The sequence below is a fragment of the Proteus terrae subsp. cibarius genome (assembly GCF_011045835.1).
GTDB classification, from domain to species: domain Bacteria; phylum Pseudomonadota; class Gammaproteobacteria; order Enterobacterales; family Enterobacteriaceae; genus Proteus; species Proteus cibarius.
This window is the reverse complement of record NZ_CP047349.1, coordinates 2,835,014-2,851,709: the sequence shown is the minus strand read 5'-3', so window position 1 is coordinate 2,851,709 and position 16,696 is coordinate 2,835,014. Positions and strand designations below refer to the sequence as shown.

Below are 16,696 nucleotides of genomic sequence, written 5' to 3'. Positions count from 1 at the left end.
GAATTAAAATAAGCGTAATATTTTACACTTATTATTTTATAGTGATTAATACTTATTTTGTTAAGTATAAATAATCAGAATAAAAAGTTTTTACTTGTACTATATATTAAAATATATTGATCTCGAATTGTTACTGTTTTATCTGTTTTTTATAATTAATAACTATTTTTTATAAGCATAAATTAAAATTATTCATTTAATTTTTTATTTCTGATTTATAAAATTAAAAATAATTTATAAATCTCCTTATGACAGTATTTTCTTCCATTAAATGAAACAAAATAAGTGTTAATAGTCTTTTTTGATGGATTAATATACAGATTTTTTTATGTATACATAGAGAGAAATAAGCAGAGGATAATTAATGACTAGATTAGTGTTTTTAGTGTGATAGACAATGACTTTTATAGGTATAAAAAGGGGAGTTAATCCCCCTTATATCGTTAATAATAATTAATTTAGCTATTTTAGGTAGTCTAACGGCCAGTGTTTAAAGTAAATATGATTAGCTTGCCAGTCTACTTTTTCTGTATTGTCGCTTAATAAATGGCGAGCTACTGTAAAAGCAAATTCAAAACTTACGCCTAATCCTTTTGCACTGATAAATTTACCATCTACAACAACATCTTGATCAAGATAATGACCATCGTCATATTTATCTGCTAATTTATCACCTGTGCTGTAATTACGACCTTCAAGAAGATGATGTGCTGCTAATACTTTTGCTCCAGAAGAGCATAACGCACAAATATATTTATCTTCGGCAATATGACGTTTAATAAATTGAATAACGTGCTCGTTAGCGCATAAACGATCGGTGCCTTTAGGGCCTCCCGGCATCATTATTGCGTCATAACTGTGTGTCAGTTTTTCAGTTAATAGAAAATCAGCACTGATTTTAGTTTCAAAATAAGTATTTAATACCAAGGTATCCATGCAAGAAAGCACATCAACATGAATATCAAGACGGCGCATGATATCAATAAAAACAACAGCTTCACCTTCTTCAAATCCATCAGCTAATAAAACGGCAACCTGTTTCATTTTATTTATCCCTTATGTGTTTTTAGTAATGAGTGGATATTCTGAATATGATTAACAATGGTTTCTTTATCTTGTTTATCAATCGTATCAGCTGTGGCAATCCAGCTTCCTCCGCAAGCAACAACTTGTGGAATAGCAAGGTAATCACTCACGTTATTTAAACTAATTCCACCTGTTGGCATAAATTGCATTTGTGCATAAGGTGCCGCAAGTGCTTTTAGCATTTTTACACCGCCAGAGGCTTCTGCTGGAAAGAATTTAACTAAGGTTAGGCCTCTTTCAAGGGCAACTTCTATTTGGCTTGGACTGTTAATTCCCGGCACAATGTCGATGCCATTATTAAGACAATAATCAACTGTACTTGGGTTATAACCTGGCGAAATGACAAAGCTTGCTCCGGCTTCTTTTGCCATATCTGCTTGTTGTGCTGTTAATACTGTTCCTGCGCATAAAATAAGCTCAGGAAAATGCTCATGTATTAGCTTAATCGCTTTAACTGCTGCAGGTGTACGAAAGGTGATTTCAGCAACAGGTAATTGATTTTGGGTTAGAATTTCACCCAGCCAGATTGCATCTTCAGCGCGATTAATTTGGATCACGGGGATCACTTTCAGTGAGGAAAGTGTATCAACAATTGACTGTGTCATGGTTATCCTTGATTAATGTATAGAATGAATCGGTGACTTTGTGAGGAATGATGGCTCCGTGATGTTGAATAACGAGCCCGGCTAATGTATTTCCCCATAAACAGCAAGTTGGTAAGCTGTGATTTTGTAGCCAAGCAGCAATAAAACCAGCATTAAACGAATCGCCTGCTGCTGTTGTATCAACAATAGAATCAATCGGTTTCGGAGAGACATAACCAGTATCTTTTCTATTAGACCAGAAAGCGCCATGAGCACCGAGTTTGACAATCACGTTTTGATTGCCCCATTGATGAAGGCGTTGTGCAATATCTTGTTCTGTCAAAATGGGTTGTTGCCAAAGCATTTGCTCATCATCACCCGTAACTAAAGCGATATCGCTAAGTCTGTACAATTTTTCAAACCACTCTTGTGCATGAGGTATTGAATCCCATAAGCGAGGTCGATAATTTGAATCCACAATTAAAGTGATCCCACGCTGTTTAAGGTGGATTAATTGTGTGAGTAGAGACTCTTTTCCCTCCGGCGTTAAAATAGCAAGAGAAATTCCACTGAGATAAATCACACTATTATCAGGAAGAGCATTGAGATGTGCTACAAAGCGGCTATCAGTGGCAATATAACGTGCCGCTGCATCATTACGCCAATAGTGGAAGCTACGCTCACCATAAATATCGATTTCAATGGCATATAGGCCGGGAAGTTTTTCGGGAATAGTAATAACAGACTGGCAGTTAATTCCTTCTTCTTCCCATGCTTTTTGCATTAAGGCACTGTAAGTATCAGTGCCTAAACCTGTCATATAGCGAGGATATAATGTAGGGATAAGTCGCGCTAAGTACAGCGCTGTATTTAGCGTATCACCACCAAAGCGCTGTTGTTGTGGTAAAAAAGGTTGACCACTCAGCTCTATCATACATTCGCCAATAATGGCGACAGCTCTATTTTTTTTCACAGTTTCCCATCACTTTTACAGACACGAATTTTATCTGCAACCACTGCTTTCATTGCAGCTTTACCTGGTACAAGGTAATGACGAGGATCACTTGCATCAGGGTTATCCAAGAAGTACTGCTTGATTGCGTTAGAGAAAGCTATTTTCAGTTCAGTTGCGACGTTAACTTTGCAAATACCCAAGTCAATACAACGGCGCACATCTTCATCAGGAATACCGGATGCACCATGAAGAACTAAAGGGATGTCTGTTTTTTGACGAATAATTTCTAAGCGATCAAAGTCGAGATGAGGTTCATGTTTGTACATCCCATGTGCAGTACCGATTGCAACAGCTAATGAGTCAATTCCTGTTGCTTTGATAAATTGTACCGCTGAATCAGGATCGGTGAATAAGGCATCTTTTGTATCAACGATAAGATCATCTTCCTGTCCTCCAAGACGACCTAATTCAGCTTCTACAGTGCAATCCCAATGGTGGCAGAAATTGACCACTTCTTTGACGATGCGAATGTTTTCTTCAAAATGAAAATGAGAGGCATCGATCATTGCGGATCGCACACCTGAGATGACTTTATGGCAGATATCAGGAATATCTTCATGGTGATCTAAATGTAGGGCAACAGGGATACGATATTGTTCTGCAGCTTGCTGACAAATAGAGATTAAATAATCACTACCTGCATAAGCAAACGTGCTTGGTGTACCAGCTAAGATAACAGGTGATGCCATCTCAGCAGCCGTTTCCATCACAACTTGAATTGTTTCCAAGTTATGAATATTAAAAGCAGGCACAGCATAATTTTCACGCTGTGCTTTATTGAGCATATTACGAGTAGAAACCAGATACATGTTTGCCTCTCATCTTTCGTTTAATTACGAATCATAATAAACGAAAGAAATAGAAAGGTAAAAGATCTAAATCACATTTTTATTGCCTTCGCACTGAAAGCAAATGAAAGGTAACTAGAAAAAATGGGCCATTTTAGAACTATAACTGGTGATCCCTTTGCGTAATAAGTTGTTTTTCGGTCGTCTTGACTGTCCTATCACGGTTTCAGCAACTTTTTGTACTAAGGTCTGTTTTTCTAAACGGCGAGTTAACGGTGTTTGTTTCTCCGTATAATCCTCACAAAAAATGACACTTACTTCTTGTGTTGCTTTCACTCCAGTTACTAAAGCTTGGATAGATGGAATTTCAAAACGAAAGTTATCTTTTTCGATAGGCAAAGGAAGTGAAGGCGTTTGCCATAAATTGATACGATCAGCACAATAAAGCGCGATAATCACGGCGCGTAATGACCAAAAACTACTAGCAGGACCACTGTAGTTATCAACTAAACGGGGATCGTGAGTAAATAAGCCTTGAGTCGGAGCGCCATTTTTTAATGCACCTTGAGAAATAAAATAACGTAGACTACTTTCAAAAGCGCGTTTTGCCTCACCTACTTTCACTGACGGACAGTGTAAATCGACACCTGCTAACAATGGAGCAGAAACCGCAAGACGGTAGCAAGCACTTCGACCAAAAAAAGGAATACCTTTTGGTGTCATAAAATAAAGGTAGTGCTGATTAAAGGTATTAAGTGATTGAGTAATGAATGCCGTATCAAATTGAGGATCAATTTTCATTAACCAATACAGCGAATAGTAAAAACCCCACGCATTGTAGTAATCATAATTACCTTTTGCACCATCACGAAACCATCCATCACCAACATAAAATTCTTTTAATCTTTCATAGCGCCAATGGGCAATTGTGTCTTTTCCTGTAAGTGCTTTAATGACAAATTGGACAGTAAGAGGAAAGAAATGCCAGTTATTATCGACAATTTCACAGTGATTAACTTGTTCGAACCAAGTCATAATTTGTTGTTGTGAGGCGGGTGTTAATGTATCCCAAACCCATTCACGGCTTATCCAAAGAGTAAGCGCTAAATCAGATGCTTCACAAATTCGTTGATCGTAATCTTCAAGTTTTCCCCAATATCCTTTATGAAATGGATCAGTGCCATGAATAAAGCTTTGTTTGATCATTAAAGGTAAGTTGAAAGATTGCTGATTTAATCCCATCAACGTACTTTTTTTGCTACTAACAGTCCATGCAGCAAGTAGAGGAAGTACTCTGCTAACACCTTCAAGAGCATCAGTTCTTGCCGTTTGTTGCCCCGGACTTCCTGGATAATAAGCATGAGAGTAACCCCAGACTTGGTAATGATGAAAAGCCTGTGTGACATACTGTGTCAGCATTTCACATAAAGAGAAAAGTGACCGATTTTCATCATTAAAAAAGTCAGTGATCGTTTTATCATAGCGACGATAAGCCGATTTTCTGACTAATCGTCGAATGATATTTTCCTTAAATAAGCGTTGGTAAATTTCTACGTTTGGGTGCTCATAAGGGAGTTTTGGACGTGCTGAAGATGCAATTTTAATAGCCATTTTCGTATCTCAGAAAAAAGACGCATCCTTGCGAAACAAAACGGAGGTTGAATATTAAGGTTTTGCAGAATCCACTAATATTTGATAGTGATCTTGTCCCCAAAGAACAGGCTTTGGCTTATCTTTGATCCACTGGTAATACGCATTTTTTAGCTCTGTCACTTTTTGTGGATTTTGTTTGGCAAGATCAATTGATTCGGATGGATCGTTTTTATCGTTAAAAAGTTGAGGCTGATTTTTCCCATCATCATAAAAATAGAGTGCCCATTCACCGTCACGTACAGCCCAAGCACCTTTAGAGAGTTTTTCTAAATTAGGATTTGTAGGCGGTGTTTTACGTTGATAGGTTATCCATTGGTGATATCCATGCCAAAACTCTTGGTTTTCTTCGCTGTAATGTTTAGTGCCAGGGCCTGCCCAATAAAGATAGCTGTGAGGGGATTTTGTTGTTTCTCCTTTCAGTAAAGGCATGATGTTTTTCCCTTCAACATTTAGATTGCCAGGAATAGTAATACCTGCTGTTTGTAGCGCAGTCGGTAAAATATCAAGTGCGGAGATCATCTCATCACTTTTCATTCCGGCTGGAATAGTACCGGGCTGATAGGCAATAAAAGGCACTCTAACACCACCATTAAACATTTGCCCTTTAAAGCCTCTATCCATTGCATTCATTGGCATTGGTGATTCATTAACTGCACCATTATCTGATAAGAAAAAGATCAGCGTGTTTTCTAACTCACCGTTTTCTTTTAACTTTGCAATAATTTGACCAATTCCTTCATCAGCTGCATTTAAGGCTGCGAAGTATTTGTCTGCTTCAACATTACCAGTATCAAATTTCTCCATATATTTAGCGGGTGAAGCTTGTTCTAGCGGAATATGAGGAACACTGTAGGAGAGATTAATAAAGAAAGGTTTATCTTTATGTTCATCAATAAATTTTAATGTTTCATCTGTTAAAAGATGCGTGGTATAGCCCGGAGCTGGGACATTGACACCATTACGCCAAAATGCAGGCGAATTCCATAAAGCTACACCCGATGCGTAATAGCTAAAGTCATAATCAAAACCACGCTCATGAGGAGCATAACCTGCTTCTGGCGTTGAAATCATGTTGTCGTGATAATCACGAGTTTGCTTACTTTCATTAATTTTCGGTTTGCGAATAACTTTTGCATTATGCCATTTACCAATACTGGCGGTGGCATAGCCATTTTCTTGGAAAAGTGAAGGTAATAGTTTGATATCTTGGGGAATACCTAAAATGGCATCGTCATTACTGTAAGTACCAAAGCTTGCTGGAGAGCGCCCAGTAAAGATACCCGCTCGGGAAGGGCCACAAACAGGATGGGCAACAAAGGCATTGGTCATTTTAGCGCCATTTGTGGCCATTTCACTGACGTTAGGCATAGCAATGCGCGCCGCTTCTACCATTTTATTTATATCGCCTTCATAACGTGGCGGTGTGGATCTTTGCGCTAATGCATCAACATTTAAGGTATCCAGGACAAAATCAAGTTGTCCTGTACCTAAATCATCCATCACTATCAGTAAAATATTCGGCTTTTCAGGTGTACCACCTGCATTGGCTGATATTGGGATGCTTAAACATGATGTAGCAATCAGCCCAGCGAGTAAGCTTTTTTTAACAGAAGGTAAGATCACGGATTGTCTCCAGAATAAACAAGATAAAATAAAAAGAGTTACTTTAAGTAGTTTTTTTTCATCGCAGGAAGTGCATCACTAGCAAGGCCTCCGCGCGAAATAGCTTGTTGCATTAATTGCATGCCTATCGCGGTATGGTGAAATATTTTTTTATAAGAGCGACATAGGTAGTTATGGCGATGTTTTTCGCCTTCAATAGCAATAATGCGATGTTTAGGGCAACCGCCATAACATAAGCTTTGCACTTCACACTGTTTGCAAAGGCTAGTTTGTTTATCATATTTATTTTGACCAAAGCGCTGTTGCTGTTTTGATGTGGCTAAATGAGCAAGACTATTTTGATGAATATTGCCCAAATTATTGGCGGGATAGACATAGTGATCGCAAGAGTAAACATCACCATTGGCTTCAATGATTAATGCCTGACCACAGGTTTTAGATTGAATACAGGTTGATGCAGGATATCCCATCCATGTGCCTAATAAACTATCAAATAAGCGGATATATATTTTCCCAATATCGCCTTGCCGTACCCATTCATCAAATACTTCAGCCATAAATTGCCCATAGCCTTCAGCCGGAACAGAAAATGGTGCTAATTGTGCATTAGGGCCCGGCGCATAATGTCCTCCGTGAGTATGAGGAAAGCGTCTATCGACTTCGACAATGGGAATAAATTGAAAGAAAGTGGAACCTAATTCTTTTAAGGCTTGATAAGTTTCTTTTCCTTTATTCCAGTTTTGGTCATTAACGACAGTGAGTGTGTTAAATTCGACGCCATACTCATTGAGTAACTTAATTGCACGTTTTACTCGTTCAAAAGTAGGGCTTCCATTGACTGAAATACGATATTTATCGTGAACAGCTTCAATACCATCAATTGAAACGCCTAATAGAAAGTGATTATCAGCAAAGAATTGTGCCCATTGGCGATTAATAGCAATTGCATTGGTTTGTACACTATTTGTAATTGTCTTGCCGTTAGCAAATTGCTTTTGGTATTTGACTACCTTTTCAAAGAAAGCCAATCCTGCAAGCGTTGGCTCTCCACCTTGCCAAGAGAAATCAACCTGATCGCCACCGTGTGACTGTATATAGTCTTTAATATAACGACGAAGTACACCATCTGGCATCACTGTATGGCCTGTCTCTTTTTCTTCATCTTGAAAAATATTTTCTTTTTCAAGATAAAAGCAGTATTCACACTTAATATTACAGTGGTAGCTTGTAGGTTTTGCCATCATATGAAAATAAGCAGGTTGATTTAATGCCATTAGTCGTTTCCTGAGTTTCTTCTTTATCCTGTTACATTACGTAAAATTTATCAAAACAAAAGAGATTAAAATCACAAATACGAAATAACGAAAGTAAATGAAAGGTTTTTTCGAAAGATAAATATAGTTATTTTCGATAAAATACTTTTGATTCGATACTATTTCATATTCTATTGACTATTTGAGCTATTTAGTTGGATTTGTTTTTCGAAAATAAATGAATGTATTGAAGCTTTAATCTTTATTTTGTGAGATAAGGCGAAGTTAAATCCATATTATTGTGTTTTATCTAGCCGTATATGGTGTGATCATAAGTATAGTGTTGCGTTATATCATTTTATTTATTGGAAACTGATGGCCTGAAGGCTATTATTGAAATGACACGAAAATAATCGTAAGTATTCGATGATGATTCGAAACTTTGTGAAAGAGATCAAAAGTTTTGTTTTTTTGCATTGTCGGTAAAAATTGGCGTAGTAAACTACATTCGAAACCAATCGAAAGAGAGTCTTTTGGTTTCGTAAGGAGACGAAAGTGAAAGCGGCAGTTGAGAGGCGTATGGAAATCCTCGATATGGTAAACCAACAAGGTAAAGCCAGAGTCGAAGATCTCGCTGAATTATTTAAAGTCTCAAGTGTCACTATCCGCAGCGATCTAAGTTTTCTTGAGAAAAATGGTTATATCGTTCGTTCTCATGGTGCAGCAATTCCTAATACAGGATTTATTGCCGAATTGAGTATCCACGAAAAACGTGGACAAAACGCGGGCATAAAAACATTAATCGGGAAAGCTGCCGCAACGCTGATAAAGGATGGAGACACCGTCATTCTTGACTCGGGGACAACTACTCGCGAAATCGCGACACATTTAAAGTCGCGCGAAAATGTAGTGGTCATGACTAACGGTCTGGATGTCGCAATGGAGTTAGCAAATACCTCAGGCGTGGAAGTATTAATGACCGGTGGTGTATTGCGAAAAAGTGCGTTGTCTTTTTCAGGCTCACAAGCTGAAAATAGCCTTAGAAATTACCGGTTTGATAAGGTTTTTCTAGGTGTTGACGGATTCGATTTACGTGTTGGTATTACCACACACAATGAACAGGAAGCTAGTCTTAACCGTTTAATGTGTGATATCTCAGAAACGATTATTGCGGTTGCAGATTCTACGAAATTCAGTAAACGCAGCTGTCATATGATCAGAGAATTTGGTGATATTGATATTTTAGTGACCGATTCGGGTATCCCTGAAGAATATATTCAGGAACTGAAAGAGCACAAAATCGAAGTGATTATCGTCGACGATAAGGCATCGTAATTTGCTAACTCCATTAGCAACACCGCCGGTGTTGATTATGGAGTTAGTATTTAATGCATCCTTTAGAAAAGATTGTTCAGCAACACAAATCAGGCAAACAGAATGGCATTTATTCTGTTTGTTCTGCTCACCCTTTAGTAATAGAAGCAGCTCTATTACAGGCGCTGGATAATGATTCCTTTCTGCTAATTGAGGCCACCTCTAATCAGGTTGATCAGTTTGGTGGTTATACGGGAATGACTCCCGCTGACTTCTACCAATATGTCATTGAACAAGCTGAAAATGTGGGTTTTCCTATCGAGAAGCTTATTCTTGGTGGCGACCATTTAGGGCCTAATCGTTGGCAACATCTTAACGCTGAAGAAGCGATGGCAAATGCAGATGTGTTGATTGCACATTATGTTGCCGCAGGTTTTAAAAAAATCCACCTTGATTGCAGTATGTCTTGTGCTGATGATCCAATTCCTTTAACCGATGAAATTGTGGCATCTCGTGCAGCTCGTCTTGCTGTGATTGCAGAAAAGACAGCAAAAGAGACCTTTGGCTCTAGTGATATTGTTTATGTTGTTGGTACAGAAGTGCCCGTTCCGGGCGGCGCGGCTGAAGAACTTGATACTGTTGAAGTGACTTCACCTGATGCTGCACGCAAAACGTTAGAGTGCCATCGCCAAGCTTTTCAAAATGTGGGCGTTGGTGACTGTTGGGAACGCGTTATTGGTCTGGTTGTGCAACCCGGTGTTGAATTTGATCATACAGGTATCATTGATTATCAACCAGAAGAAGCACAAGCATTAAGCCAAGTGGTAAATGATTATTCTCATCTTGTTTTCGAAGCACACTCTACGGATTATCAAACTAAAGAAGCTTATAAACAGCTAGTTCATGATCACTTTGCGATTTTAAAAGTAGGGCCTGCATTAACTTTTGCAATGCGCGAAGGTTTATACGCACTTTGCTCTATTGAAGAAACATTATTCCCTCAAGAACAGTGCTCTAAATTACGTGAAAAAATGGAGCAATTGATGTGCCGTGAACCGGGCTTTTGGCAAAAATACTATCATGGTGATGAGCGCCAACAAGCCTTTGCCCGAGTGTATAGTTTTAGTGATCGCATTCGTTATTACTGGCCTGATGCTGAGATTAATGCCGCCATCGATACATTAATGGATAACTTATCCGTTAAACCTATTCCATTACCGTTACTAAGCCAATATCTGCCTTATCAATTTACCCAATTTAGAGAAGGCATGATTGACGGATCACCTGAGTCTTTTGTTATTGCGAAAATTCGTGATGTGTTATCGGTTTATGCCGATGCGTGCTATGTCCATTAATTGAGGGAACCATGGAATATTTAAGTTATCAGACCGCTCAATTAGAGCAACTGAATGCATTTTGGACTGCGAAAGAAATTGAGCAACAACCAGAATGTTGGAAGAAAACATGGCAATCAGTAAAAGAAAAACGTGCTGATATTGAAGCCTTTCTAAATGAAGCGCTGGCTGTACCTCATGCGCGCATTATTTTAACTGGAGCGGGTACGTCTGCATTTGCTGGGAAAGCATTGGCTCCTATTTTAAGTGGCCATACAAAACGTCGCGTCGATGCGATTGCAACAACTGATTTAGTGGCTGATCCACAAGAATATTTAGCAGAAGATATTCCTACATTATTGATTTCTTTTGCTCGTTCCGGAAATAGCCCTGAAAGTGTGGCTGCATTAGATGTTGCGACGGAATGCCTATCACAATGTTATCACTTGGTGCTGACATGTAATGCAAATGGCAAGCTTTATGAGTATTGCCAAAATAACAGTAGTGCATTGGCACTGTTGATGCCTGAAGAATCCAATGACCGTTCTTTAGCAATGACCTCTAGCTTTTCATCCATGATGATGGCTGCGGTAACTATCTTTTTAGGTGATAACGTTTTTAGTGATTCGATTGCTCCTTTTTTTAGCCACTATAAAGCGCAGTTTAATAAAGCAAATCAAATTATTAGGGATAAATACGCGGGTAAGTTTAAACGGGTTATTTATCTTGGAAGCGGTGGATTGCAAGGTTTAGCGCAAGAAGCTGCGTTGAAAATGTTAGAGCTAACAGCAGGTAAAGTGGTTGCGAGCTTTGATACTCCATTAGGTTTTCGACATGGGCCTAAGTCTATCGTAAATAAAGAAACTTTAGTGGTGATGTTTTTCTCTAATGATCCTTATACACGTCAATATGAGACTGACTTATTACGAGAGGTTATTCACGATAATGCATCAGGCAAGGTGATCGCGATCACCGCACGAAATGATAACGCTTTTTCGCCTGAGAGTTTTGTTTATATTCCTGCGTTAGAGAACTGTTCTGATGTGGCGCTATTGTTCCCTTACTTGATGTTGGCGCAATCATTCGCATTTCACAGTTCCATTGCACTAGGGAATACGCCTGATAACCCGTCTCCGACAGGAGAAATCAACCGCGTTGTACAAGGCGTCACAATTTATCCGTTCTCACACAAAAAAGACGACACACAGTCTGTTTTAAATTAATAAAATATAATAAGAGAGCTAATCATGAACACACCGAATATTGTCTGGACCCGCATTGATGAACGTTTACTCCATGGTCAAATCCGCATTACATGGGGTAAACATACAGAAGCAAACCTGATTTTAGTGGCTAATGATGACGCAGCCGAAGGCCCTAATGCTGCATTTATGCAAGCAGGAATGAAAGCATCAGCAGGTGGTGAATATGCTGTTCGCTTCTTCTCTATTCAAAAGACTATTGATGTTATTAGTAAAGCATCTCCTCGTCAGAAAATTTTTGTTTTGTGTAATAACCCGAAAGATGTTGCCCGTTTAGTGGAAGGTGGCGTGCCCATTACTCACTGTAATGTTGGCAATATGCATTTTCATGAAGGAAAACGCCAAATTGCGAAAACTGTATCAGTCAATGATGCTGACATTGAAGCGTTTAAAAGCCTCGTCGCAAATGGGGTCACTTGCACAATCCAAAACACTCCCGATCAGACACCTGTTGATGTGTTAGCGCTCGCATCAGCCTGATAACTTCCTGAAGAAAAAACCTGCATTAGCAGGTTTGAGGATTATTTATGATTTTTGAAGCTTCTTTAGTGGCTTTATGGGCCTTCTTTTGCGGTATAGATAAGTATGACGTTGCATTAAATATTCACAGACCACTCATTACAGGGCCTGTTGTTGGCCTGATTATGGGTGATATGCAAGTTGGATTAATTGCAGGTGCGACGTTAGAACTCGCGTGGTTAGGGCTTGTTCCTAACGCAGGCGCTCAGCCACCTGATGTGACGTTAGGTACGATTGCTGCTGTTGCTTTTGCTGTGATGACAAAACAATCACCTGAAGTTGCTATGGGGATTGGTATGCCAATCGCAGTGTTAATGCAAATGTTAGTGATTGGCTTCTTTGCAGTGACGGCTTTCACTATGGGGAAAGCCGATAGGTATGCTGAAAGAGCTGATGCTGCGGGGATTTCACGGTTACTTATTATTACCATTACGGTGCGTTCATTGCTCTATGCTTTAGTTGCTTTCGTGACGGTCTATTTTGGTGAGCATGCAGCTCAATGGATTGATGAAAATACCCCGAAAGTGTTGCTCGAAGGTTTAGGTATTGGCGCGAAGATGGTTCCGGCAATTGGTTTTGCTATGTTGTTGAAAATTATGTGGTCAAAAGAAGTTGCAGGTGTGTTCTTCATTGGTTTTGTGATGACAACCTATCTAAAGCTCCCAATTATGGCAGTCGCTATTTTGGGCGCATCAGCCGCTGCGCTCTACTTCTTCTTTAGTGGTAACAACAAAAATACAAGTCAGCAGAATGAGGATTTCGAAGATGGTATCTGATAATAGCACCGCATTAAAAACGCAGGATAAAACAGAAACGGGTTCTTTGATTGATGGCATTGATGAGTATCAAGATACCACTGTCAGAAAAGTTATCACTAAAGGTGACCTTTGGAAGTGTGCATTCCGTGGTTTATTTATGGAAGGTAACTTTAACTTCGAACGTATGCAAGGTGGTGGATTTGCCTTCTCGATTATCCCTGCATTAAAGAAAATTCATGGGAATAATAAGCGTGACTATGCAACATCACTGAAAAACCATCTGCAATTTTTTAATGCCAGTCCTAAGCTGTTTACCTTTTTATTGGGTACAGCCGTTGCAATGGAAGAAAACAAAGAAAAACCATCGACTGTTAACGTCATGAAAGTTGCGGGAATGGGGCCAACCGGGGGAATAGGTGATGCTATCGACCATATGACCTTGATGCCACTGACATTAGCATTGGGTGCATCTATTGCAATGGAAGGTTCGATTGCAGGACCTTTTGTTTTCTTCTTTTTATATCAAATTGTGCACTTTTTAGTGTATTTCGGGCTGATGTTTATGGGTTATCGCGCGGGAACCGCTGCGATGGTCAATATGAGTGATGCCACTGAAAAGCTGGCTAAAGCAGCCAATATTATGGGGATTTTTGTTATCGGTGCGCTGAGTGCAACTTTTATCAAGGTGCAAACCACCGCCTCGCTGGAGCTGGGAGGAAAGGTGGTTGAATTACAAACTGCGCTCTTTGACAAAATTATGCCGAACTTATTACCTCTGTGCTTGGTTTTCCTTATGTACAAAATGGTTAAAAGCACCGGTTTTTGGGGTAAGCCTCCGGTATTGATTTTCTCAACTCTTGCATTTGGCGTTGTCGGTCACGTATTAGGGTTCTTATAACAGAAAACCTTTATAGCCGTCGTTATTGTCAATCGAAATACATTATTAACTTGCTATAAACGGGCAGGAGAGTCTTCTGCTGCCCGCAAGGAGTCACTCATGATAGGTCTTATTGTTTCAGGACATCTTAATTTTGCCTCTGGTATGGCATCAGCCGTAAAAGCGATTGCCGGCGAGCAAGAAGATATCGCATTTATCGATTTTGTTGAGTCAATTTCTCCTGATGAACTTGAAGAAAAAATGCGTGAAGCGATCAACTCAATGTCATGTCAGGAATATCTATTCCTAACAGATTTACCTGGTGGAACACCTTGTAATCGTGCAATGGCCATTATGATGAAAAATCCTGCCGTTGAAGTATTAGCGGGTGTGAATCTACCAATGATTGTTAATGCGGCTTTCGAACGAGAAGGGTGTTCAACATCAGAGTTAGTGCAAATATTACGCGAAATAGGTCAAGACAGTATTCAAGATATTCGTGAGCAATTGGCACAAATAGATAGCAATGATGTTGAAGAAGAAGACGGTTTATGAGTCAGCAATATGCCATTTTAGCCGATCGAACTTTTACACCAGAAGGTATTCGTTATCTTTGCTATGTCCGTGTTAAAGACGATGTCATTGAATCAATCACCACGCAAGCACCAACAGATTGCCCCATTATTCGCCTAAAAGGGAAATCGTTATTACCCGGTTTTGTGGATATTCATATTCATGGCCGTGAAGGTGCTGATGTAATGGATGCGACTCAACAAGGATTACAAACCATTGCTGATGCTTTAGTGAAAACAGGTGTAGTTGCATGGGTTGGTACAACCGTTACTGCGCCTATGGATGATATTCGCCAAGCATTATCACAAGTACGTGAGTTTTTGTCGAAGCCACAAACTTCTGGCGCACAGTTACTTGGGAGTTTTTTAGAAGGGCCTTATTTTACTGAGCGCCATAGAGGCTCTCATCCTGTGAAATATCTAAAAGCACCAACGATATCAGAGCTAGAAACATTGCTTGAAAGTGCGGGAGACACATTATTGCGTGTCGCTGTTGCGCCGGAAGCACAAGGTTCGATGGAGGCGATTGATTGGTTGGTCAATCGAGGCATTAAACCTAGTGTGGCGCATACAGCGGCAACTTATGAACAAACATCAGATGCTTTTTTACATGGCGCTGATTGTGGTGTGCATTTGTATAACGGAATGACGGGACTTCATCATCGCGAACCGGGATGTTGTGGTGCCGTGTTGTATCACAATGTATTGGCGGAATTGATTGCAGATGGCATTCATGTTCATCCCGTTATGATGCAATTAGCGTATCGCATGAAAGGTTATCAACAACTCGCTTTAATTACTGATTGCATGCGAGCTGGTGGGTTACCTGATGGAGATTATAGGCTGGGTGCACAAACTGTAAGTGTTACTCAGGGGCAGGCCAAAACAGCCGATGGCTCTTTGGCTGGGAGCACATGTAGCTTAGACAGTGCATTAAGAAATATGGTGCAACTCGCACATGTTCCTGAATGGGAAGCAGTACAAATGGCGAGTGCGATCCCCGCTGAGTATCTCGGTATCGGCGACAAATTGGGTTATATCAAAGCGGGGCGACAAGCCAGCTTTGCTGTGGTGGATGAATGTTTTCATCTCACCGATACATTCATCAGAGGAAATCATATTTACTCTGTATCCGGGGAAAATGTGTAGCTTTTCAGTTATGCACCCATCAGTAAAAATGAGGTATTTATAATGGAAATTCGTCAACCAATTCATAGTGAACATGCTAAAAGGCTTGATACAGAAGGACTTCGCAAGGAGTTCCTGATAGAGAACTTATTCTGTGAAGGGGAAATGAATCTCACTTATAGCCATATAGATCGTATTATTGTTGGCGGTATTGTTCCTACAACACAGCCTTTAGCATTAATGGCGGGTAAAGCCTTAGGCGTTGATTTCTTTTTAGAAAGACGTGAGCTAGGTGCCATTAATATTGGTGGCGCTGGTAAAGTGGTTGTTGATGGTGAAGTGTTTGATATTGGTTCTCGCGAAGCCATTTATATCGGAATGGGCGCTAAAAGCGTTGAATTTATGAGTGATAGCGTGGAAACACCTGCTCGTTTTTATATGAATTGTGCACCAGCACACCACACATATCCAACCCGCAAAATTACTCAACAACAAGCCTCACCTGAAAAATTAGGTAATACAGAAAATTGCAACGTTCGTACTATTTATAAATTTTTACACCCTTCAGTACTACCAACGTGTCAATTATCCATGGGGATGACAGTTCTTGAACCGGGTAGCTTATGGAATACCATGCCTTGCCATACTCATGAACGCCGTATGGAAGTATATCTCTATTTTGATATGAAAGATGACAATGTGGTTTTCCATTATATGGGAGAGCCAACGGAAACTCGCCATTTGGTTGTTCGTAACGAGCAAGCGGTGATAAGCCCTAGTTGGTCAATTCACTCCGGTGTGGGCTCAGCATCTTATACCTTTATTTGGGGAATGGTTGGCGAAAATCAGGTCTTCCATGATATGGACCATGTAGCAATGAAAGATCTGAAATAACCATAAATAGTTATATTTTCTTCTTATCCTACATAT

16 protein-coding genes are annotated in these 16,696 nt (G+C 39.7%); 9 read left to right on the top strand and 7 right to left on the bottom strand.

Annotated features, from left to right (window positions below):
* Positions 1-462: 462 nt before the first annotated feature.
* From GTH25_RS13205 to GTH25_RS13175, 7 genes are all read right to left on the bottom strand, one after another.
* Entirely contained in the window at positions 463-1,044 is a 582-nt protein-coding gene (locus tag GTH25_RS13205; protein WP_075673679.1) for a DJ-1/PfpI family protein, read from the bottom strand.
* A 5-nt stretch (positions 1,045-1,049) separates the two neighbouring features.
* Positions 1,050-1,691 (bottom strand): bifunctional 4-hydroxy-2-oxoglutarate aldolase/2-dehydro-3-deoxy-phosphogluconate aldolase, encoded by a 642-nt coding sequence (locus tag GTH25_RS13200; RefSeq protein WP_156733863.1) that lies wholly within the window; start codon positions 1,689-1,691, stop codon positions 1,050-1,052.
* A complete protein-coding gene (locus GTH25_RS13195; RefSeq protein ID WP_075673681.1) occupies positions 1,672-2,643 on the bottom strand; it encodes a sugar kinase in 972 nt (323 codons plus the stop codon). The genes GTH25_RS13200 and GTH25_RS13195 overlap by 20 nt, the downstream gene beginning before the upstream one ends.
* Positions 2,640-3,494, bottom strand: coding sequence for a tagatose bisphosphate family class II aldolase (locus GTH25_RS13190; protein WP_075673682.1), 855 nt, complete (start codon positions 3,492-3,494; stop codon positions 2,640-2,642). The genes GTH25_RS13195 and GTH25_RS13190 overlap by 4 nt, the downstream gene beginning before the upstream one ends.
* 114 nt (positions 3,495-3,608) lie before the next feature.
* Complete coding sequence (locus GTH25_RS13185) at positions 3,609-5,084, bottom strand: DUF2264 domain-containing protein (RefSeq protein ID WP_075673683.1); 1,476 nt, start codon at positions 5,082-5,084, stop codon at positions 3,609-3,611.
* Positions 5,085-5,138: 54 nt separating this feature from the next.
* A complete protein-coding gene (locus tag GTH25_RS13180; RefSeq protein ID WP_075673684.1) occupies positions 5,139-6,749 on the bottom strand; it encodes a sulfatase family protein in 1,611 nt (536 codons plus the stop codon).
* A 38-nt stretch (positions 6,750-6,787) separates the two neighbouring features.
* Entirely contained in the window at positions 6,788-8,023 is a 1,236-nt protein-coding gene (locus GTH25_RS13175; RefSeq protein WP_075673685.1) for an anaerobic sulfatase maturase, read from the bottom strand.
* A 534-nt stretch (positions 8,024-8,557) separates the two neighbouring features.
* Here GTH25_RS13175 and agaR point away from each other — a divergent pair.
* From agaR to kduI, 9 genes are all read left to right on the top strand, one after another.
* Positions 8,558-9,337 carry a transcriptional repressor AgaR gene (agaR, locus tag GTH25_RS13170; protein WP_075673686.1) on the top strand — a complete coding sequence of 260 codons (780 nt, stop codon included), beginning with the start codon at positions 8,558-8,560 and terminating at the stop codon, positions 9,335-9,337.
* Between the two features lie 53 nt (positions 9,338-9,390).
* Complete coding sequence (gene kbaZ, locus GTH25_RS13165; protein ID WP_075673687.1) at positions 9,391-10,671, top strand: tagatose-bisphosphate aldolase subunit KbaZ; 1,281 nt, start codon at positions 9,391-9,393, stop codon at positions 10,669-10,671.
* Positions 10,672-10,682: 11 nt separating this feature from the next.
* Positions 10,683-11,873 (top strand): SIS domain-containing protein, encoded by a 1,191-nt coding sequence (locus tag GTH25_RS13160; RefSeq protein ID WP_075673688.1) that lies wholly within the window; start codon positions 10,683-10,685, stop codon positions 11,871-11,873.
* Between the two features lie 24 nt (positions 11,874-11,897).
* On the top strand, positions 11,898-12,392 hold the full coding sequence (agaV, locus tag GTH25_RS13155; protein WP_023581440.1) for a PTS N-acetylgalactosamine transporter subunit IIB: 495 nt from the start codon (positions 11,898-11,900) through the stop codon (positions 12,390-12,392).
* A gap of 47 nt (positions 12,393-12,439) precedes the next feature.
* Positions 12,440-13,207: a PTS N-acetylgalactosamine transporter subunit IIC gene (agaW, locus tag GTH25_RS13150; RefSeq protein WP_075673689.1), complete on the top strand. Its 768-nt coding sequence runs from the start codon at positions 12,440-12,442 to the stop codon at positions 13,205-13,207.
* Positions 13,197-14,087 (top strand): PTS system mannose/fructose/sorbose family transporter subunit IID, encoded by an 891-nt coding sequence (locus GTH25_RS13145; RefSeq protein WP_072063421.1) that lies wholly within the window; start codon positions 13,197-13,199, stop codon positions 14,085-14,087. The genes agaW and GTH25_RS13145 overlap by 11 nt, the downstream gene beginning before the upstream one ends.
* 99 nt (positions 14,088-14,186) lie before the next feature.
* Positions 14,187-14,621, top strand: a complete 435-nt coding sequence (gene agaF / locus GTH25_RS13140; protein ID WP_164530631.1) for a PTS galactosamine/N-acetylgalactosamine transporter subunit IIA — start codon at positions 14,187-14,189, stop codon at positions 14,619-14,621.
* On the top strand, positions 14,618-15,787 hold the full coding sequence (gene nagA / locus GTH25_RS13135) for an N-acetylglucosamine-6-phosphate deacetylase (protein WP_075673691.1): 1,170 nt from the start codon (positions 14,618-14,620) through the stop codon (positions 15,785-15,787). The genes agaF and nagA overlap by 4 nt, the downstream gene beginning before the upstream one ends.
* A gap of 42 nt (positions 15,788-15,829) precedes the next feature.
* Positions 15,830-16,660, top strand: a complete 831-nt coding sequence (kduI, locus tag GTH25_RS13130; RefSeq protein WP_075673692.1) for a 5-dehydro-4-deoxy-D-glucuronate isomerase — start codon at positions 15,830-15,832, stop codon at positions 16,658-16,660.
* Positions 16,661-16,696: the final 36 nt, after the last annotated feature.